This window comes from Streptomyces sp. NPDC001401 (genome assembly GCF_042895385.1).
Taxonomy (GTDB): domain Bacteria; phylum Actinomycetota; class Actinomycetes; order Streptomycetales; family Streptomycetaceae; genus Streptomyces.
In genome coordinates this window covers 1,498,510-1,517,967 of sequence record NZ_JBIAWI010000001.1, presented here as the reverse complement: position 1 = coordinate 1,517,967, position 19,458 = coordinate 1,498,510, and the positions used below count along the sequence as shown (strand labels likewise).

Below are 19,458 nucleotides of genomic sequence, written 5' to 3'. Positions count from 1 at the left end.
CACGGCAACCCGCAGCACGACAAGCTGCCCATCCGGATGCTGCACGACCGGGTTCTGGTCAAGCAGGACACCGGGGAGGGTGAGCGGCGGTCGGGCGGGGGCATCCTGATTCCTGCCACCGCGGCGGTCGGGCGGCGGCTGGCCTGGGCCGAGGTCGTCGCCGTCGGGCAGAACGTGCGGACGGTGGAGCCGGGGGACCGGGTGCTGTACGACCCCGAGGACCGTGCCGAGGTCGAGGTGCGCGGGGTCGCCTATGTGCTGATGCGTGAGCGCGACCTGCATGCCGTGGCCGCCGACAGGTTCGAGGGGTCCGAGGACACGATGGGCCTCTATCTGTAGATCGACCACTAGGTCGACCTGTAGATCGACGGCGAGAAGGGCCGGTGACCATCGTCACCGGCCCTCTTTGCTGCCCGTTTGCTACATTCGAAGGAACCCGACGAGACGCGCCGTACCGGGACAGCAGGAACAGCAGGAGCAGCAGGAACAGAAAAGACGACGCACCCCTGCAACGCCTGTTTTCGGAGGTGCCGTCATGGCCTGGGTTCTGCTGCTCGTCGCCGGTCTGCTCGAGGTCGGCTGGTCGATCGGGATGAAGTACACGGACGGGTTCACGCGGCTCGTGCCGAGCGTGCTCACCGGTGCGGGCATCGTCGCCAGCATGCTGCTGCTGTCGTATGCCGCCCGTTCCCTCCCCATCGGTACTGCCTACGGCGTGTGGGTCGGGATCGGGGCGGCCGGTGCGGCGGTGCTCGGCATGGTGGTGCTGGGGGAACCGGTCACCGCCGCCAGGATCTTCTTCGTGGCTCTGCTGCTGGTCGCCGTGGTGGGGCTGAAGGCGACCTCCGGGCACTAGAGACTGCTGGACCACTAGGTCACTGGGCCGCCTGCGCCAGCTGTGGCTCCTCCGGTGTCGGTGCCTGCTGTCGTGTCGCCGGTTGTGCCTCCGGTGTCCGTGCCGGCCGTCGTCCCGCCGTCTGTGGTGTCTCCGGTGGTGCCGCCCGTCGAGGTGGTTCCGCCGTCCGTCGTGCCGCCGTCCGTCGTGTTGCCCGTCGTTCCGCCGGTGGTCGGCGTACCGCCCGTGGTCGTCCCGCCGTTCGTCGTGCCGCCGTTGTTCTGACCCTGGGTCTGACCCTGGTTGGCCTGGCCGTTCGTGGTGGGCGTGCCGCCGTTGGTCGTGCCGCCCGTGGTCGGCTGCTGCGGGGGCTCGGTGGTGACGGGCGGCTCGGACTCGTCGGCGCCGGCCTGCAGCTGGAGGTCGAAGTCCGTGGCCGGCTTCCCCTTCAGGGCGGCCTTGGTGTACTGCGCCCAGATCTCGGCGGGCGGGCCGCCGCCGTTGACGCGGGGCAGGCCCATCGCGCCGTACAGCGACTTGTGGGCGGCGGTGACCGGGTCCTGGCCCATGACGGAGACGACGGTTGCGAGGTCGGGTGTGTAGCCGGCGAACCAGGCGGCGGTGTCCTCCTCCGCGGTACCGGTCTTGCCGGCGGCGGGGCGGTCCGCGTCCTGGGCGGCGGTCGCGGTGCCGTTCTCGACGACGCTCTGGAGGACGGCGGTGGTGGTGTCGGCGGCTTCGCGGCTGACGGCCTTCGAGGTCGTGTCCTTCGGCAGGTCCACGACGTCCTTGCCGTCCTTGGTGATCGAGTCGATCATCGTGTACGCGCCGTGCTCGCCGTGGTTGGCGAGGGTCGCGTAGGCCTCCGCCATGTCGAGGACGCTGGCGGTGTTCACGCCGAGCGCGATGGAGGGGGTGCCGGTCAGGTCGGGGGTGTCGGACGGGATGCCGAGGGAGACCGCCGTGTCCTTCACCTTGTCGGGGCCCACGTCCACGGCCATCTGTGCGTACACCGAGTTGACGGACCTGTCGGTGGCGGTGCGCACGCTGATTTCGCCGTAGGAGACGTCGTCCTCGTTCGCGGGGGAGTAGCTGCCGCCGGACCAGCCCTGTACGGGGCGCTTGTTGGTGCCGTCGTAGTAGGTGTTGGGGGTGATGGTCTGGCCGTCCTGTGTCGTGGAGTGGTTCTGGACGGCCGAGGTGAAGACGAAGGGCTTGAAGGTGGAGCCGACCTGGAAGTCGCCGCGGGTCGCGCCGTTCGTGTACTGCTTGACGTAGTCGATGCCGCCGTACATTGCGACGACCTTGCCGGTCTTCGGGTCGACGGAGGCGCCGCCCGCGCGGACGTAGTTGTCGACCTTGTTGTTCTTCTTGTCGAGCTTGGACATCACCTTGTCGTTGACGGCCTTCACGAAGGCGTTCTGCTTGCTCTTCTGCAGGGTGGTGGTGATGCGGTAGCCGCCGGCCTCGAGGTCGTCCGCGGAGACGATCTTGTTCTTGGTGAGGTAGTCCCTGATGGCGGTGACGATGTAGCCGCGCTGGCCGGACATGCCGGTGGAGACGGTCTGTTCCTTCGGCATCGGGAACTTGAGGCCGGCCCGCTTGGACTGGGTCAGCCAGCCCTTCTTGACCATGCCGTCCAGGACGTAGTTCCAGCGGGCCACGGCCGACGCCTTGTTCTCGGGGTGTGCGATGACGTCGTACTCGCTGGGGGCGTTGACGAGGGCGGCGAGGTAGGCGGCGTGGGCCGGGTCGAGGGCGGTGGCGTCCTGGCCGTAGTAGGCCTGGGCAGCGGCTTGGATGCCGTAGGCGTTGCGGCCGAAGTAGCTGGTGTTGAGGTAGCCCTCGAGGATCTGGTCCTTGGACTCCGTGCGGTCCAGCTTGATCGAGATGAAGAACTCCCTGGCCTTGCGGGTGACGGTCTGTTCCTGCGCCAGGTAGTAGTTCTTGACGTACTGCTGGGTGATCGTCGAGCCGGACTGCTTGCCCTTGCCGGTGGCGGTGTTCCAGACGGCGCGCAGCATCGCCTTGGGGTCGATCGCGGACTCGGAGTAGAAGTCGCGGTCCTCGGCGGCCAGGACGGCGTGCTGGGCGTCCTTGGAGACCTGGGCGAGCGTGACGTTCTCCCGGTTGATGTCGCCGTCGCGGGCGATCTGGGAGCCGTCCGCGTAGAGGTAGACGTTGGCCTGCTTGGTGGCGAGGGCGTTGGCGGGCGGGATCTTCACCAGGGAGTAGCCGAGGAAGAACAGGCCGATCAGCAGCAGTGTGCCGATGACGAAGGTGCCGAGCACCATGCGCCAGGTCGGGATGAGCCGGCGCCAGCCGGTCCTCTTGGGTCGCTTCGTTTTCGTTCCGTCACCGGGTCCGTACGCTGGGCCGGTCCCTTGGCTGTCCCCCTGGCCGCCCGTCCGACCGGCCGCCTGGTCGGCCGCCTGCGGGTCTCTGGGGGCCCAGCCCGGGGTCGGCTGCTTCGGCTGCGGCTCGTCGCTCATCTCGTGCACGGACTCCTGTTTCGCGTCGTACGTTCCCGTACGCCCTCGTACGCCATTTGCGCCCCCTCTTGAAGACTCTCGCACCATGCGTTCCGTTCCCGGATCGCGGCACGCGTCCGGTCGGGAAAATGCGTGGCGTGCGTCACTGGCGGCGGACTAGGCTCCTGCGCTTCGGTGTCGGGCGGTCCGGGAGGTTGACTGACGTGGGCTCGGGACGGTTGTACGCGGCCGTCGCGGCGGGTGGTTTCAGACGGTACGCGACGTATCGGGCGGCTACCGCGGCCGGGGTGTTCACCAACACGGTTTTCGGGTTGATCCTCGTGTACACGTACACGGCGCTGTGGGACCAGAGGCCGCATCTAGGGGGCTACGACCTGGCGCAGGCCGTCACCTACGTGTGGATCGGGCAGTCGCTGTTCAAGACGCTGGCGAGCGGCGGCGGGGGCGTCGAGAACGAGCTGATGGAGCGCATCCGCACGGGAGACATCGCGATCGATCTGTACCGGCCGGCAGACCTGCAACTGTGGTGGCTGGCCGCCGACTTGGGGCGTGCGGCGTTCGAGCTGCTGGGGCGCGGAGTGGTGCCCTTCGTGTTCGGTGCGCTGTTCTTCGACATGGCGTTGCCGTCGGACGTGACGACCTGGGCCGCCTTCCTGGTCTCCGTGCTGCTCGCGATGCTGGTCAGCTTCGGGATCCGCTATCTGATGGCGCTGAGCACGTTCTGGTTGATGGACGGCACGGGTGTGACGCAGCTGGGATGGCTGGTCGGCTGGTTCTGCTCGGGCATGGTGTTGCCGCTGAACGTGTTCCCGGGTGCGCTCGGCGAGGTCGTGCGGGCCCTGCCGTGGTCGTCGCTGCTGCAGGCGCCCGCGGATGTGTTCCTCGGGCACGCCGACCCGCTGGGCACCTACGTCTTCCAGGCCACGTGGGCGGTGGCGCTGCTGGCGGCCGGGCGGATGGTGCAGGCGGTCGCCACGCGGAGGGTGGTGGTGCAGGGTGGGTGAGAGCAGTCGGATGGGGCAGGGACTGCGGGCGTATGGGCTGATCGCCGCGATGTGGATCCGTTCCACGATGGCCTACCGCGCCTCCTTCGCGATCACGACGCTCGCGAACTTCTCGGCGACCGCGCTCGACTTCGTCGCGATTCTGCTGATGTTCTCCCGCGTGGACGCGCTCGGCGGCTATTCGCTGGCTCAGGTCGCCTTCCTGTACGGGGTGTCCAGCACCACGTTCGGGCTGGCCGACATGCTGATCGGGTCGATGGAGCGGCTGGGCCGACGGGTGCGCGACGGCACGCTGGACACGCTGCTGGTGCGCCCGGCGCCGGTGCTCGCGCAGATGGCCGCCGACCAGTTCGCGCTGCGGCGGCTGGGGCGGACCACGCAGGGTGCGCTGGTGCTCGGCTTCGCGATCGCGCACCTGGACATCGACTGGACGTCGCTGAGGGTGCTGCTGATGCCGGTGATGCTGGTGAGCGGCTGCGCGATCTTCTCTGCGGTGTTCATCGCGGGGGCGGCCTTCCAGTTCGTGGCGCAGGACGCCTCCGAGGTGCAGAACGCGTTCACGTACGGGGGGACGACGCTGCTGCAGTACCCGCCGACGGTGTTCGCGACGGAGCTGGTGCGCGGGGTGACTTTCGTGCTGCCGCTGGCCTTCGTCAACTGGCTGCCGGCGACGTATGTGCTGGGCCTGCCGTATCCGCTGGACCTGCCCCGGTGGACGGCCTTCGTGTCGCCGCTGGTGGCGGTGGCGTGCTGTGCGCTGGCGGGGCTGGCATGGCGGGCAGGGCTGCGGTCTTATCGGAGTACAGGGAGCTAGCGGACAGTGGACAGCGACTACGTGGGCAGCGACTTCATCGAACTCGACCGCGTCGAGAAGGTCTTCGACGTACGCAAGAAGACCGGCTTCCTCAAGCGTGAGCGGCGGCAGGTGCGGGCCGTCGACGGCATTTCCTTCACCGTGGAGCGCGGCGAGATGGTCGGCTACATCGGGCCGAACGGCGCCGGCAAGTCGACGACGATCAAGATGCTGACGGGAATCCTGACCCCGTCCGGCGGCCGGCTGCGGGTCGCCGGCATCGACCCCTCCCGCGAGCGGACGCGCCTCGCGCACCGTATCGGGGTGGTGTTCGGGCAGCGTACGACGCTGTGGTGGGACCTGCCGCTGATCGACTCGTACAAGCTGATGCACCGCATGTACCGGATCCCGGACGCCCGTTACCGCGAGAACCTCGACCGCTGCGTCGAACTCCTCGAACTGGGCGAGCTGTTGGACGTCCCGGTACGGCAGCTGTCGCTGGGCCAGCGGATGCGCGGGGACATCGCGGCGGCGCTGCTGCACGACCCGGAGGTGCTGTACCTGGACGAGCCGACGATCGGGCTGGACGTGATCTCGAAGGCCAAGGTGCGCGGATTCCTGCGGGAGTTGAACGCCGAACAGGGCACGACGGTCCTGCTGACGACCCACGACCTGCAGGACATCGAGCAGTTGTGCTCGCGGGTCATGGTCATCGACCACGGGCGGCTCATGTACGACGGTGCGCTCGCCGGGCTGCACGAGGTGGGGGAGAGCGAACGCACCCTGGTGGTGGACCTGGAGCGGGAGCTGCCGCCGATCGACGCGGCGCCAGCGCGGGTGGTGAAGGTGGAAGGGCCGCGGCAGTGGCTGGCGTTCCCGGCGGGGGAGTCGGCGGCGGCGCTGGTGGCGCGGATCGCGGCGGAGTATCCGTTGGTGGATCTGTCGGTGCGGGAGCCGGACATCGAGGCCGTGATCGCGAAAATGTACGCGGGCGCTGTCCCGGGTCAGGCCGAGAAAGCGGTCTCGTAGCCTCCCGCCGGGTGAACTCGTAGGCTGCTGTCTATGACGGACGACGCCGCAGTCCCGGAGCTTCGCGCATCCGACGCCGATCGTGAACGAGTCGCCGAGGTCCTGCGGGACGCCCTCGCGGAGGGGCGTCTCGACATGGAGGAGTTCGAGGAGCGGCTGGAGGCCACCTACAAGGCGCGGACGTACGGCGAACTGACGCCGATCACCCGTGACCTGCCGGCCGCCGGGGTCACCCCGCCGCCTCCCGTGTCGCTGGTCAAGGAGCCGCTGCAGAGCGGGAGTTGGGCGGGGCGGATCGTCGGCGGCGAGGGGTCGTCGTCGTGGGCGGTCGCCGTGATGTCGGGGTTCCAGCGCAAGGGGCGCTGGACCGTCCCGAAGGTGTTCAACTGCTTCGCCTTCTGGGGCGGCGGCGAGATCGATCTGCGCGAGGCGAACTTCGCGGACCACGAGGTCGAGATCAACTGCGTTGCGATCATGGGCGGGGTGAACATCATCGTGCCGCCGGGCGTCGAGGTCGTCGTGCGCGGCATCGGGATCATGGGCGGGTTCGACCACCGCGAGGAGGGCGTGCCGGGGGAGCCCGGGGCGCCGCGCGTGATCGTGAACGGCTTCGCCTTCTGGGGCGGCGTCGGCATCGAGCGCAAGCTGACCAAGGACGAGCGGCGCCGCCTGAAGGAGGAGCGCCGCCAGGGGAAGCTGGACCGCGGGGCCGGGCACCCGCTGGGCGAGGGGCTCTCGGATCACCACCGGATGCTCGAGGACCACCGCGAGTGGCGGCGTGATCTGCACGAGCAGCGCCGGGAATGGCATGACGAGCGGCGCGAGCGGCAGCGGGAACGCCGGGAGGAGCGCAACAGGCGCCGTTACGGCGACTAGTGAACCGGCGGTGGGGCTGGCCTGACGGTGGGTTCGCTCACCGGCGCCGGCTGGGTGCCGCCTGCGCCCACCCGTGCCGCCCTAGGCGGCACGATTGCCCGCAGGCTACGCCGGTTACAGTTCCGCCGGTGCCGAGCCCTTCAGTTCGTTCAGGTCGAAGGTCTGCGCCATCCTCGCGAACCCCTTGTCGGTGGGGTGGAGATGGTCGCCCGAGTCGTAGTCGGAGCGCAGTCGGCGCGGGTTGTACGGGTCCCTCAGCGCCTTGTCGAAGTCGACGACGGCGTCGTAGATCCGGCCGGAGCGGATCTCCGCGTTGACCTGTTCCCGTACCGCCTCGCGGGCGTCGGTGTATCCCCGGTGGCCCTGGAAGGGCATCAGGGTCGCGCCGATGACCTTGATGCCGTGGGCGTGGGCCTCGCGGACCAGTGTGCGCAGGCCGTCGAGGATCTTGTTCGGGTCGGCGAGGCGGGGGTTGCGCAGGATGTCGTTGACGCCGAGGTCGATGACGATGACCTTGACGTTCGTACGGGCGAGGGCGTCACGGGAGAAGCGCGCGAGGCCGCTCTGGTTGTCGGCGGGGCGGCCCAGGCCGCTGGCGAGGACCTGGTTGCCGCTGATGCCCTCGTTGACGACGCTGTAGCGGGGCAGGTCCTGGCCGGACTGGACGGCCGTGCGCAGCCGCTCCGAAAGGACGTCCGTCCAGCGGTGGTTGGCGTTCTGCGTGGACGTTATGCCGTCGGTGAGGGAGTCGCCGAAGGCGACGACGGTGCCGTCCGACTCGTTGCTCAGTACGTCCAGCGCGGTGAGGTAACGCCAGAACGGCGTCTGCTCGGTGTACCCGGTGCCGGTCACGTCCTCGGTGAGGTCGCCCTCGGCGACGTAGGAGATCTGGCGGGCGTGCGGGTGGTAGGTGACCGGGCCGGACGGGCTGGGGGAGTACGTGGTGACCAGTACGTCGCTGCCCTGCGGGATGACGATGCGGACGGCGTCGCTCAACACCTGCTGTCCGGCCGGGATGACGACCGCGGTGCTGCCGCCGAAGGTCAGCCGCCGCATGGTGTCCGCGGATGCCGCCGCGGTGTCGGAGGCGACGGCCACGGCGATCGAGGCGTGCGTGACGGTCAGCGCCGTCTGGCCGTAGAGGTTGGAGAGGGTGATACGGGCGCTCGTACCGCCCACGCTCGTGTGCACGACGTTGCGGACCGACCGGCCCGCCGTGCCGAAGGTCTCGGTGCCGGGCTCGGCGCCGGCCGGGGAGGCGGACCAGGAGCCGACCCAGATGCCGGTGGAGGCGGGGGCGGCGGAGTTGTGCTGGGCGCCCCCCTTGTCCAGGGCGTTCGTGCTGGCGCTGCCGTCGCCGGCCGCGACACCGACGTATATGGCGGCCGAAAGGCCCACGATCACGGCGATGATCGCGGAAAGCAGGGCATAACCGTGACGCCTGGTCATGCGGTGCAGGTCTCCTCGGGCGAATGGGAGCCCGAGGCTCCGAAGTGATCACCCCATGATGCGGCATGGGGTGAGGGGTGGCTGAACAGGACCCCCCTTTGGGCCACCGGAGTTCACGATGAGCTTCCCCCTCCTGACAGACGCCGGGAACTCTTGTTCCGTTCCAGTAGTCGGTCAGGAAGGGACAATGTGTGCAGGGGATCACGAACGGGTGGAGTGTATGGAACGCACGAATCCGGATGAACCGGGAGCGAGTGCCGTAGCTCAGCATGCCCGGCCGGCCGCGGCCGCCCGGGCGATGACGACGTTCAGCGCCGCCGACGAGGAGAAGCAGCGCGGGGTGCGCCGCATGAAGCTCACGGCGGCCGGGCTGCTGCTCTTCGTGGCGCTGGTGTACGTCCTCGCCAAATGGGCCTCGCACGAGGGTGCCGGCGCGTGGGCGGGCTATGTCGCCGCGGCCGCCGAGGCCGGCATGGTCGGCGCGCTCGCCGACTGGTTCGCGGTCACCGCCCTCTTCCGGCACCCGCTGGGACTGCCGATCCCGCACACCGCGATCATCCCGACCAAGAAGGACCAGCTCGGGGTGTCGCTGGGCGAGTTCGTCGGCGAGAACTTCCTCTCCGAGGACGTCGTACGGCAGCGTCTGCGCGCCGTCGGCATCGGCAGCCGGCTCGGCGCGTGGCTCGGCGTGCCCGACCATGCGGACCGGGTGACGGCGGAGCTGTCGGCGGCCCTGCGGGGTGCGCTGACCGTCCTGCGGGACTCGGACGTCCAGGCGGTGGTCGGCGAGGCGATCACCCGGCGCGCGGACGCCCAGGAGATCGCGCCCGGCATCGGGAAGATGCTGGAGAAGGTCGTTGCGGACGGCGGCCACAAGCGGGTCGTCGACCTGATCGTCACGCGCGCGCACGACTGGCTGGTCTGGCACGACACCGAGATCATGGACGCCGTCCAGGGCGGAGCCCCCGGCTGGACCCCCCGTTTCGTCGACAAGAGGGTCGGCGAGCGCGTCTACAAGGAACTGCTGCGCTTCGTCACCGAGATGCGCGACATGCCCTCCCACCCGGCCCGCGGCGCCCTCGACCGCTTCCTCACCGACTTCGCCTCCGACCTGCAGTCCGACACGGAGACGCGGGCACGGGTGGAGCGCCTCAAGGGCGAGGTGCTGGGGCGGGGTGAGGTGCAGGACCTGATCGCGTCCGCCTGGACCGCCGTACGATCCATGATCGTCTCGGCGGCGGAGGACGAGCGCAGCGAGCTGCGGCTGCGCGTGCGGGCCTCGCTGCTGTCGCTGGGCGCGCGGATGGCGGTCGAGCCGAAGCTGCAGGCCAAGGTCGACGGCTGGGTGGAAGGCGCGGCGGTGTACGTGGTCACGACCTACCGCAAGGAGATCACCTCCCTGATCACCGACACCGTGGCCGGCTGGGACGCCGAGCACACGACCCGCAAGATCGAGGCCCACATCGGCCGCGACCTGCAGTTCATCCGAATCAACGGCACGGTGGTCGGCTCACTGGCGGGGTTGTTGATCTATACGGTTTCGCGGGCACTGGGGGCATAAGGGCGTGTAGCCCTGCGTAGCCTGCGGGCGCCTTGCCTAGCCTGGGTGCAGCCGTGCGTAGCCTGCGGGCATTCGTGCCGCCTAGGGCGGCACGGGTGGGCGCAGGCGGCACCCCGCAAAGCGCCGGGCTGCGCGCCCCCACCCGTGCACGACAACGTGCGGCGCTACTCAGCCCCGCCGCGCCGAACCCGTTCCCGCCGCCGCACCAGAAGCAGCCCCCCAGCCAGGGTCGTGATCCCCGCAGCCGCAGCCCACCCGATGGCGTCATTGGACCCCGTGGCCGCAAGATCGCCCCCGGCCGGCGAGGCGGATGCAGACGCCGTGGCCGCACTCTGGGGCCGAGGATCCGAGCCGGCACCGGACGTCGAGGCCGAAGCAGCGGGCGCAGGCGTGGCCGCCGGGTCCGCCGCCCTGTCCCGAGTGAACGCCAGCGTCCCGAACCCCAGCTGGTCGAACCCGCCGCTGTTGGGCCCGTAGTCTCCGCCACCCCCCTCGGGTGCGGACTTGGCGGCGATCTGCGTGAGATAGGTCGCGGACAGCCCCCGCCGCTTGGTGTAGTGGTTGGCGATCATCGCCCAGATCGGCCGCTGGAAGTTCGGGTCCACCCCGGCGGCGTCGGTCGCGGTCTCGCTGCCGGACCACCCGCCGATCGCCCCCTTCCGGCGGGTGTTGGCGGTGTACGACACCTCCCCGCCCATGCTCCACTTGGCCACGTACTGCGCGCCCTTGAGGAAGCGGTTGTCGTCGTAGCCGTAGAGGTCGATCCCCTGGTTCCAGGCCATCTCGCAGAAGGTGCCCATCAGCCCGACCCCGAGCAGCGCGTGCCCCTGGTCGCGGCCGGCCTCCAGCCACTCGGCGAGCCCGTCGCCGTACACGACCGGGATGGCGTTCTTGATCGCTCCGAGCCCGGCGCCGTGCTTGAAGTAGTCGACGGCGCGGGCGACTTGGGCCTTGTCGTCGCAGAAGATGCCGGTGGCCAGGACGCAGGCCATGTTGGCGAGGTCCCAGTTGGTCCAGTAGTTGGAGACGACGGCGCCGTTGTGCCGGACGAGGAAGTCGTCGCTGACCGCGCCGAAGTCCTTGCTCAGCATCTCCTGGAACCGGCCGAGGTCGAAGTCGCCGTGGTGGCGGACGAGTTCGGCGGCGTTGGCGAACTGGTACCCGTACAGCCCCGCGGCCAGGAACCGGTCCGCGCTGCCGGCGACCTGGGTGAGCTTTGCCGACCAGGCGTTGAGGATCGCCACGGCGGTGTCGGCGTGGGCGCTGTCGCCGCTGACGTGGTAGCGCAGGGCGTTCTGGTACGCGGCGTGGATGTCGTTGTAGAGGATCTGGTAGTTCTGCGGGCTGCCCGCACCGCGGTACACGACCGCCTGCGGATTGGCCGTCCAGCCGCTCTGCGCATGCCGGTTGGCGGTCAGCTTGGCGTAACCGGCGGTGTAGGGCGCGGCGCCCGCCTTCACCTTGGCGGCCATACGGGCGAGGTCGGCGCCGGTGTGCAGCAGCCCGGGGTGTGCGTAGGACGTACCGGCGGCCGCTGCGGGGCCCGCACCGACACCCGCCCCGATCCCGACGGCCCCGGCAGCGGCACCGGTGGCCTTGAGCATGGTGCGGCGGCTGATCTGTCGTGTCACATGCATGCGCCGGAGACGGGCAGGACGGACCCCGATAACGAAAACTGGGGTGCAGGGGCACCGGCCTGGTCTTGACTGGGGTGCAGGGGCACCGGCCTGGTCTTGACTGGGGTGCAGCGGCACCGGGCCTGATCTTGAAGGGGCGCGGGGAACTGCGCGACCAGCCACAGCGGCGCCGCAGACAAAACACAACCCATCCCCGCCACCCGGCGGAGCTACCCCTGCCGGTCGGCCACCGCCCAAGACACCAACGCCACCGCACCGGCCACCCCCAACACCGCAGGCCACGCCCCCACCTTCTTGGCCAAAGGATGAGACGCCCCAAAGGCGGCAACATACGCAGCGGTCAACGCCCCCGCCGCCTTCCCACCGGCCTGCTGCCGCCACTGCGCCGCGGCCGCGGCCCCCGCGACGGCCAGCACTGCCCCGCCCAGTTGCCGCTTCTTGGTCCAGCGGGCCACGCCGTACCCACCCACGAGCCCGCTCGCGGCGACCACCGCACTGGGAACCTTGGCCATGCCTGCCTCCTACCGCTTTGACTGATGTGCCCCGAGGCTAACCCGCGCCCATTCGGTCGAATGAGTTATCGTGCCTTTTCGATCTCCCTCATTCGCGAATGGGAAGCGCAGAAGGAGATCGGAAGGCGATCAGGGGGATCAGGGGGATAGAAGGAGACACGGTGTCCGATCTTGGGCGGCTCGTCGCCGGCCGGTACCTGCTGGTCGAGCGGGTGGGCAGCGGCGGCATGGGCACCGTGTGGCGTGCCGAGGACAAGCTGCTCGGCCGCCATGTCGCCGTGAAGAAGCTGCACATCCCGCCGCACCTGCACGACGACGAGGTCCGCACGCTCCACGAGCGCACCCGGCGCGAGGCCCGCAGTGCGGCCCGGATCACGCATCCCAACGTGATCGTGGTGCATGACGTCGTCGACGACGAGGGGCTGCCGTGCATCGTCATGGAGTACATCCCTTCGGCCACGCTCAGCGACGTCCTGAAGCGCCGTGGTGCGCTGCCGCCCCACGAGGCCGCCCGGATCGGCCGCGCCATGGCCGCCGCGTTGCGCGCCGCCCACAACGCCGGGGTCCTGCACCGGGACGTGAAACCCGCCAACGTTCTGCTGGCCGACGACGGGCGGATCGTCCTCACCGACTTCGGGATCGCAATGGAGTCGGGAACGTCCTCCCTGACCAAGTCCGGCGAGCTGATCGGCTCCATCCGCTACCTGGCGCCCGAACGCCTCAGAAGCACGAGCACCGGGCCCGGCCCCGCCAGCGATCTGTGGGCCCTGGGAGCGACGCTGTACACGGCGGTCGAGGGCCGGCACCCGTTCCAGCGCGACACCCCCATCGAGACCGCGTACGCCATCGCAACCGATTCGTACGAGCCCCTGCGCAGCGCCGGAGACCTGGCTCCGGTGATCGACGGCCTGCTCCTCAAGGAGCCGGAACAGCGCATGGACGTGCACGAGGTCGAACGCCGCCTGGGCGATGTCACGGCCACGCGGACATCTCCCTTCGACCCACCCACGCGGCCGAACGGCGCCGGCGACCTCGCACCTCCCGCCCGAAAGAGCAGCGGCAAGCGCCACCGTATGGTGCTGCGGGCGGCCTTGGCGGGGACGCTCGCCGCCTGCGTGGCAGGGGGCGCAGTGTGGTGGGTCAAGGGCAGTGCCGATAGGCGGAGTACCCACGCGGCCGGGGCCGCTGCCTCCTCCACCCCTCCGAGTGCCGGCCCCACGCTGCCGTCACTGCCCGCCGGATACCACTTCGAAAAGGCGGACAGCGGCCTCTCCTTGCCTGTACCGGACGGCTGGAGCAGCAAGACATTGGCCGGTGGCGAAGTCGCCTATATAGACCCGTCGGGTTTGGTGCGCCTGAGCGTCAACGTCATTGAGTTCGCAGGCACCGATCCGTTGCGGCACTGGCGTGAGACGGAAGAGGGCCAGACCCGTCGTGACAATCCCGGATATGAAAGGGTGAGGATGTCCGCAACAACCTTCAGGGGACGACCCGCCGGGTACTGGGAGTTCACCTTCAACGGCACGGCGCGGAAGTACCGGGCGGCGGATTTGGCTTTCGCTGGCGCCGACGGCACCCAGTACGTGATCTATCTCTCCGCGCCGGACGCGCAATGGCGCAAGTACCGGCCGGTCTTCGACACCTCCGCCAACGGAGTCCGCCTGAGTAGCAACGCCTGACACTCCAGCTGGGCGGTCAGCAAATTGTACATTTGATGTGCCCCTGGCCTATGTTGGCATTGCCGCCGATTGATGCGGCCTCACGAACGGGCGACAGGCAACGACCATTTGGCCAAGAATCTCATTGTGCTGGCCAAAAGTGTGGCGGTGCTGTGAATGCCCCTCCGTGAAGAAATTCATGCTCGATGAGAAGAATAGGGTTGTATATGCGGAAGTTGGCAACACTTGCTGCTGCTGCCATTGCCGCGGCGGGCATTCCCCTGCTCGCTGCCGCTCCGGCACAGGCTGGCACAGATTATGCATACCAGTGCATGAAGTACCTTGACAGCAAGGGCTACACCATTGGGCCCAAGGTGGAGTCAGCATGTGGCGACGAGGTGCTGCACTGCCAGCAGGCTCTCCAGCGGGCGGGGGTCAGGCAGGCCCATGCCATTACCGCGTGCGACAAGGGGCGAGGCTGACCTCGATCCTTCGTGACGGTCCGTCGGTTTCTCCGACGGGCCGTTTCGGCTGTTCGGGCTGAGGGGCTCAGGGCATCGAGATCTCCTGCACTCCCGAACTCCCCGGCCGGTAATCGCTGTACCGCCCCCAGTCCGGCCGGACCCGGACGTAGACGATGTCCGGCCACGCCGCCCGCTCCCGCCCGCTCGGAAGCTGCTCGTAGTACGCGGCCACGGCCGGGTCGTCCTGTGCGACCTCGGCTGCCACGCCCTCGAGTTGGACGGTCTGCTCGTCCCCCCAGTCGAACCCGATGACCAGGGCCACGCGCGGCTGCCGACAGAGATTGGCGAACTTACGGGACGCCCGCGTCGTATCGAAGACGAGGTCGCCCTCATCGGTAGCCGCGATCCCGACCACCTCGGCCTGCGGATGCCCGCCGGCCGAGGTGGTGGCCAGGACGGCCAGCCGGCGGGCACGGACGAACTGGACGAGGGCATTTCGGTCCATTCGCCCAAAGTACCGCCGCCGGGCCATCCACATACATGGCGGCTCAGCCGAAGAGCGCCACCCTCGGGGCCACCGTGCCCTTGGCCTGCGGGTTGACGACGGTGAGCCGGTAGACCTGGGTGAGGGTCTCGCCCGCGTGCAGCGTGCGCTGCGCGGTCGAGAGGTCGGTGAACAGCGTGCCGGTCTGGGTGCCGACCTGTACGGCCTCCCAGCAGCCGTCCGCCTTGAGGCGCTCCAGCTTGATGTCCGACGGAGCCAGGAACGGTCCCGCGTCCGGGGACTCAACGAGGAGCTGGGGAGCGGCGGTCCGGTCCGCCGACGAATCGTTGCGGTAGGTGACCGTGAACACGTGCTGCGAGCCTGCAGCCGGGAGGGCACTCGTGGGCAGGTCCACGAAGGAGGTGGGTATGGCGGGCGCCTGCTCCTGCTGTGCACCCGCGGGCGCTCCCACGACGGTCTGCTGCGTGGCCGCCATGGCCGGGCCCGCCATGGCCAGGCCGGAGACCGCCACGACGAGGGCCACGGAGGCAAGCCTGAGACGACTGTTCTTCAACGACACGTTTGCTGGTCCTTCGAGTTCGCTCGGGTGAACTGGTCTACCCGGTGGGGGGTTTCGCTCACGGACGTTCTCAAGATTACGCAGCGCAGCATAGGTGGCCGACGGCGCCCGGCAGATCGGCCGGAAGTACGAGGCGGGGGTGCTGACTTCTGCCCGAAAGGTGGAAGAGGGCGGCCTCGACGTCTGGCGATTGAGCCGGCGGACAACGTGTGGCGCCCGTGTGGCGCCCGTCGATCCGGCTGGATGCAGATGTAAACTTCCTGTAAGGAACGCCCGCACCTTCTCCCCGGCGGTCAGCTCGACGACTGGTGCAACGCGTTCGGCGGCAACCTGGCGCAGCACGCCTCGTCGGAGACCGTCCGACGGCCTGAGTACCGGGCGAACCAGCAATGCTTCCTCCGCTCGAAGTACCGTCAGGGTGCATGGCGTCTCTGTTCGCATCCCTCGGCCCGCCGGCAATCACTGCCCTCCTCTTCGCCGTTGGGACATTGCCGTTCGCGGTGTGGGTGACCAGGAGGAAGCCCTCGCAGCCGGCCCGCTGGGCCGTGATCGGCATCGTGGCAGCGATCGCCGCATATGGGGCAGGAACCGTCTACGGGCTCGCCTTCACGAGCCCGCTCGACGTCTGCGCGGACAAGACCGGCGACGGCGTGTACATGGATGCAGGACGGGACTTCAGGCTGACGTCGGTGAGCGTGGACGGCTTCCCCCCGTCCATCACCTGCCACTGGACCAGCGGCCACAGCACCGAAATGGTGTGGTTCTGGGCCGCGCCTCTGCTGTACGCAGGTCTGGCCTGCTCCGCCGTCTGCTCCGCCCTGCTTCTGATCAGCCGCTACAAGTACGGAAAGGCTCCTGGCGGCAACGAGATCGGCGCGTAGGCGGGCCCGCGGTGGTTATCGGAGTCGTCAGCCACGGCTTGAGTTCTTCTCTTTCGTTTCGATCGCGCCGGAAGTTGCATTTATGTTCATGAGTGTAGTCGAGTCTTTGCACGTGACTACAACACGCCAAACAGCCTGCCATTTGCTTTCAGTACGCATGGCGAACAAGTCACCAACATCCACCTTGCGGCATCCCGGAACGGCATTCATGGCAAGTTCAGCCGTCTTCTTGTTGTTGACGCGAACTGGAGGTACAGCGACGTCAGGTGCTTGTCTGGTTGACAGTTGAGAAACGTGGCCCGAGCGATCGATCTGTACATCGAGACGCATGGGCATAAGAACGTCATTGTGGTAACGGCGCCAGCTGACAAGCCAACCTAGAGACGCATTATCGCCAACTGCGGAAGCTTTCACACGAGTCTGCGGTACACCCCAGGGAAAGTGCTTCTGTGCATACTTGGTCGCGACTTGCGTTGCTTGCTCGGAGCTTGTGACATGTGCCGGAGCGCCTGGTACCGGGAAACCTGACGGCTTCCCGCTGTCCGACATGTCAAGGCTGGCTGTGATCTCGTTACGTTCTGGCCAGTTAACCTGCACGAACCCCACTGGCAGACTCGCCATCACGGTGCCGCTGTCGCCGTCCGGCGAGGAGGAAAACCGGATGTTGCCAATCGCATAGTGGTCGCCGAATGCCTGATGGACAGCGTCATCGACAGCCTGCCGCTGAGCGCTGTCGGCTGATGCCACCGCCTCAGTGGCTGCCACGACGCGAGGCTGAATGGAACTTGCCCAGACGATACCGAGAATCGCGGCGAAACTCCCGCATGCCACGACGGTCCTGAAAGCGCGCGGCCTCCAAGGAGCAAGATTTGCACGGCTGATTCGAATGAGAAAGAAGGCGACGAGTGCCCCAAGAAGGCCGCCGACCGAATTAGCCAGGAGATCACTGGTGTCACATGCCCGTCCTATGGCTGGCATGGCGCCCTGGGCAGTCTCGATAGCGGCAGACAGAGCCACTCCAGACGCAAAACCGGCTAGCACTTGGCGGGTAGCGAGTGCGCCGAAGAACCCCACAGGCGTGAACATGAGGAAGTTCAATATCCCCTGTTCTGTGCTGAAGGGTTCGAGCAGTTTAAGGTTTACAACACAAGTGCCAGGCCCTTGACTCCCGCCGTCGGACCACAGTGTCAAGAATGCAACGCCCGACATTGACGCGCACCAGAGTGCCAAATATCTGGGGCGATCCGTCTTGTTTCTCGATATCAGGAAGACGGCGAGACCAAAAAGGAATGAAACGGTGATTGCGGTGAAAATGAAAGCCGAGTGCCCTCTGAATACAGCTTCCAACATATTGACTCCCTGCGGTCATTGTCCTATGAAGTGCAGCGCCCCCTTGCAAAAACGCAGCAAGGGGGCGTGAGGGAACTACCGGACAACGCCGAAATTCCCTGGCCGGCCAGAACTACTCTTCGTCGAGATGGGTTCTATCGGCGTCGGTAACTGCTAGCACTTCCGCGTAGGCGGCGTCTGGAACGTGCTTCCACCCGCGAAGAGAAGGCCAACGTCAGGGTTGCACGTGGCGGACGGAGTCCACGACTCATCCGCGATCAGGGAAGTCTTGCACGTTTTGGTGGCGCTCCAGTGGTTCGTTCCGTTCCTGAGGTATCCCACCTTGCAGGAAATGGCCGACCCCGCCGTCTTTTCGTACGAAGTCGTTATGTAGGTACCCTTCTCGGTTTCGTCCATCTGAAGAGTTCCGTTGCTGAGCTTTGTGCAGACGTCCCAGTTGGTGACGTACCCGTCGTGCGGGCAGTCGAACGCCGTCTTTGCCGTGGTCTGGTGCGCATCCGCAGCGCTTGCGCTGGCGGCGGTCAAAAAGGGCAGCAGAGCGGCAGATGCAACTGCCGTTGCGACGCGAAAACGCGAGTTCATGCACTTCCCCCTAGTTCTTTTATGTGGTCGGAAGGCAATGTAACACATGTTTGATCTTGGTCGAGGCCGCGAAATGAATTAGTATGCGACATCTTTCCGAAAAGGTTTGGAGCAGCGGATGGCCCCTTTTCTTCCATTTCGCGGCGGAGTTGGGCCTTCCCGCAGCCATAGGGGCAGTGGGGGGGCGACATGCCTGAGGGGCGGGGACTCTTGGTCTGGCATCGAGGGCGAACCTGAAAGGACTCCATCCAGCGGGTCAGTAGCTGCCTCGCCGCATCGCCTGTACAGGCGCGCTCAGCACGTCTCCTCGATGTCGTACCGGGTAGGGCAGTCGCCGTCGTCGCTGGTCGTGCCGATGAGCCTCAGCGTCATGTCGCCCTCCCTCTGTGCTGGTTGGAGATCCAGGGGCGTGTGCGGGGCAGGGTGCACTCAGAATTGCAGCAGATTGCGCATCCTGTGCGGTGCGCGGGAATTGCGCGCAAGCGGGCATGACGTCGGATTCCTTGGAAGAAGACCGAGATCGTCGCCCCTTGCAATGTCAAAACCATTGGCTCGGGTACTCTGACCGCGCCTCCCCGCTCCATCCGTATCAAGTACTGAGAGACCATTTCATGAAGCGTGTGCCTGCCACTTGGGTGGTTCTGGCTGCCGGTGTGGCACTCGCGGGATGCAGCGCTCACCCGGCACACCAATCCACCGCTTCTGCTCACCCGTCCGCGACGGCCGGCCCGGCCCATACGGCATCGGCTCTGCCTGTGACTGCCTCCGGGACAGGGCTGCGCCTGGTCGCCGGGACCCCCGTCCACTTCGGTGCCGACAACACCCCGGGAGTGGCTGGCAAGCTCACTCTGACGTGCCGGGGTGAGGGGCCGATTCGTATCCAGCCCGCCAAGGGGCAGGCCACAGACGTACAGTGCGGCGGCTCCGTCGAGTTGCAGACCGATTCCGGCGGCACCATGTTCACTGCGTCCACTACGACCAAGTCGGCAATGTCGCTGGACTGGACTCTTGAGACGGTGGCGCGTTGATCGCTTGAGGCTGGGGCGCGGTGGGTGGAACAGGCCGGTTTCAGTGGTTTGTCGCCGGTCTCAATCACCTATGAGCAGCCGGAGTAATCGCTGCCTCGCGGCGGCTGGGTCATTCGTTGTTCCAGAACGCCAATGCTTTGCCGATCAGCTCCTTGGCTGCGTCTCCGTAACTCGCGGCGCTGTCAAGGGCGTTGAAGGCCTTGCCATGCAGGGCGAGTTCGTCAGCGTCGGTGATGTCCACGC

At 67.6% G+C, this 19,458-nt stretch carries 18 protein-coding genes and 1 pseudogene; 10 read left to right on the top strand and 9 right to left on the bottom strand.

Features of this window, described 5'->3' with window-relative positions:
• Nucleotides 1–36 precede the first annotated feature (36 nt).
• Both ACFY10_RS06990 and ACFY10_RS06985 read left to right on the top strand, forming a co-directional pair.
• The gene (locus ACFY10_RS06990; protein ID WP_390664153.1) at nt 37–339 is read left to right on the top strand and encodes a GroES family chaperonin; all 303 of its coding nucleotides are present in this window, start codon (nt 37–39) and stop codon (nt 337–339) included.
• A gap of 196 nt (nt 340–535) precedes the next feature.
• Nucleotides 536–856, top strand: coding sequence for a DMT family transporter (locus tag ACFY10_RS06985; RefSeq protein WP_390663986.1), 321 nt, complete (start codon nt 536–538; stop codon nt 854–856).
• Nucleotides 857–870: 14 nt separating this feature from the next.
• On the opposite strand, the gene ACFY10_RS06980 is transcribed toward ACFY10_RS06985, so the two are convergent.
• Complete coding sequence (locus ACFY10_RS06980; RefSeq protein WP_390663985.1) at nt 871–3,327, bottom strand: transglycosylase domain-containing protein; 2,457 nt, start codon at nt 3,325–3,327, stop codon at nt 871–873.
• A gap of 203 nt (nt 3,328–3,530) precedes the next feature.
• Between ACFY10_RS06980 and ACFY10_RS06975 the strand changes: the two genes are divergently transcribed.
• From ACFY10_RS06975 to ACFY10_RS06960, 4 genes are read left to right on the top strand one after another with little or no spacing between them, the layout of a single operon-like run.
• Nucleotides 3,531–4,331, top strand: a complete 801-nt coding sequence (locus tag ACFY10_RS06975; RefSeq protein WP_390663984.1) for an ABC transporter permease — start codon at nt 3,531–3,533, stop codon at nt 4,329–4,331.
• Between the two features lie 10 nt (nt 4,332–4,341).
• On the top strand, nt 4,342–5,145 hold the full coding sequence (locus tag ACFY10_RS06970; protein ID WP_390664152.1) for an ABC transporter permease: 804 nt from the start codon (nt 4,342–4,344) through the stop codon (nt 5,143–5,145).
• 6 nt (nt 5,146–5,151) lie between these two features.
• Nucleotides 5,152–6,153 (top strand): ATP-binding cassette domain-containing protein, encoded by a 1,002-nt coding sequence (locus ACFY10_RS06965; protein WP_390663983.1) that lies wholly within the window; start codon nt 5,152–5,154, stop codon nt 6,151–6,153.
• 33 nt (nt 6,154–6,186) lie between these two features.
• Nucleotides 6,187–7,029: a DUF1707 domain-containing protein gene (locus ACFY10_RS06960; protein ID WP_390663982.1), complete on the top strand. Its 843-nt coding sequence runs from the start codon at nt 6,187–6,189 to the stop codon at nt 7,027–7,029.
• Between the two features lie 114 nt (nt 7,030–7,143).
• Here ACFY10_RS06960 and ACFY10_RS06955 read toward each other — a convergent pair whose 3' ends face one another.
• Nucleotides 7,144–8,478, bottom strand: coding sequence for an SGNH/GDSL hydrolase family protein (locus ACFY10_RS06955; protein WP_390663981.1), 1,335 nt, complete (start codon nt 8,476–8,478; stop codon nt 7,144–7,146).
• 220 nt (nt 8,479–8,698) lie between these two features.
• Here ACFY10_RS06955 and ACFY10_RS06950 point away from each other — a divergent pair, with 220 nt between their 5' ends.
• Nucleotides 8,699–10,039, top strand: a complete 1,341-nt coding sequence (locus ACFY10_RS06950; protein WP_390663980.1) for a DUF445 domain-containing protein — start codon at nt 8,699–8,701, stop codon at nt 10,037–10,039.
• A gap of 164 nt (nt 10,040–10,203) precedes the next feature.
• Here the strand turns inward: ACFY10_RS06950 and ACFY10_RS06945 are convergent, their stop codons facing one another.
• A complete protein-coding gene (locus tag ACFY10_RS06945) occupies nt 10,204–11,643 on the bottom strand; it encodes an alginate lyase family protein (protein ID WP_390664151.1) in 1,440 nt (479 codons plus the stop codon).
• 242 nt (nt 11,644–11,885) lie between these two features.
• Complete coding sequence (locus ACFY10_RS06940; protein ID WP_390663979.1) at nt 11,886–12,188, bottom strand: hypothetical protein; 303 nt, start codon at nt 12,186–12,188, stop codon at nt 11,886–11,888.
• Between the two features lie 161 nt (nt 12,189–12,349).
• Between ACFY10_RS06940 and ACFY10_RS06935 the strand changes: the two genes are divergently transcribed.
• A complete protein-coding gene (locus ACFY10_RS06935) occupies nt 12,350–13,867 on the top strand; it encodes a protein kinase (protein ID WP_390663978.1) in 1,518 nt (505 codons plus the stop codon).
• Between the two features lie 528 nt (nt 13,868–14,395).
• Here the strand turns inward: ACFY10_RS06935 and ACFY10_RS06930 are convergent.
• Both ACFY10_RS06930 and ACFY10_RS06925 read right to left on the bottom strand, forming a co-directional pair.
• Nucleotides 14,396–14,815, bottom strand: a complete 420-nt coding sequence (locus tag ACFY10_RS06930; RefSeq protein ID WP_390663977.1) for a pyridoxamine 5'-phosphate oxidase family protein — start codon at nt 14,813–14,815, stop codon at nt 14,396–14,398.
• Between the two features lie 43 nt (nt 14,816–14,858).
• Entirely contained in the window at nt 14,859–15,338 is a 480-nt protein-coding gene (locus ACFY10_RS06925; RefSeq protein WP_390663976.1) for a signal peptide protein, read from the bottom strand.
• Between the two features lie 458 nt (nt 15,339–15,796).
• Here ACFY10_RS06925 and ACFY10_RS06920 point away from each other — a divergent pair, with 458 nt between their 5' ends.
• The gene (locus ACFY10_RS06920; protein WP_390663975.1) at nt 15,797–16,255 is read left to right on the top strand and encodes a hypothetical protein; all 459 of its coding nucleotides are present in this window, start codon (nt 15,797–15,799) and stop codon (nt 16,253–16,255) included.
• Nucleotides 16,256–16,282: 27 nt separating this feature from the next.
• Here the strand turns inward: ACFY10_RS06920 and ACFY10_RS06915 are convergent, their stop codons facing one another.
• Nucleotides 16,283–17,020 (bottom strand): hypothetical protein, encoded by a 738-nt coding sequence (locus tag ACFY10_RS06915; protein ID WP_390664157.1) that lies wholly within the window; start codon nt 17,018–17,020, stop codon nt 16,283–16,285.
• Nucleotides 17,021–17,158: 138 nt separating this feature from the next.
• Nucleotides 17,159–17,464 (bottom strand): annotated as a pseudogene (locus ACFY10_RS06910) (VanZ family protein); the annotation flags it as partial.
• A 1,478-nt stretch (nt 17,465–18,942) separates the two neighbouring features.
• On the opposite strand from ACFY10_RS06910, the gene ACFY10_RS06905 reads away from it, so the two are divergent.
• Nucleotides 18,943–19,215 (top strand): hypothetical protein, encoded by a 273-nt coding sequence (locus tag ACFY10_RS06905; protein WP_390663974.1) that lies wholly within the window; start codon nt 18,943–18,945, stop codon nt 19,213–19,215.
• 109 nt (nt 19,216–19,324) lie between these two features.
• Here ACFY10_RS06905 and ACFY10_RS06900 read toward each other — a convergent pair whose 3' ends face one another.
• A complete protein-coding gene (locus tag ACFY10_RS06900; RefSeq protein WP_390663973.1) occupies nt 19,325–19,456 on the bottom strand; it encodes a hypothetical protein in 132 nt (43 codons plus the stop codon).
• Nucleotides 19,457–19,458: the final 2 nt, after the last annotated feature.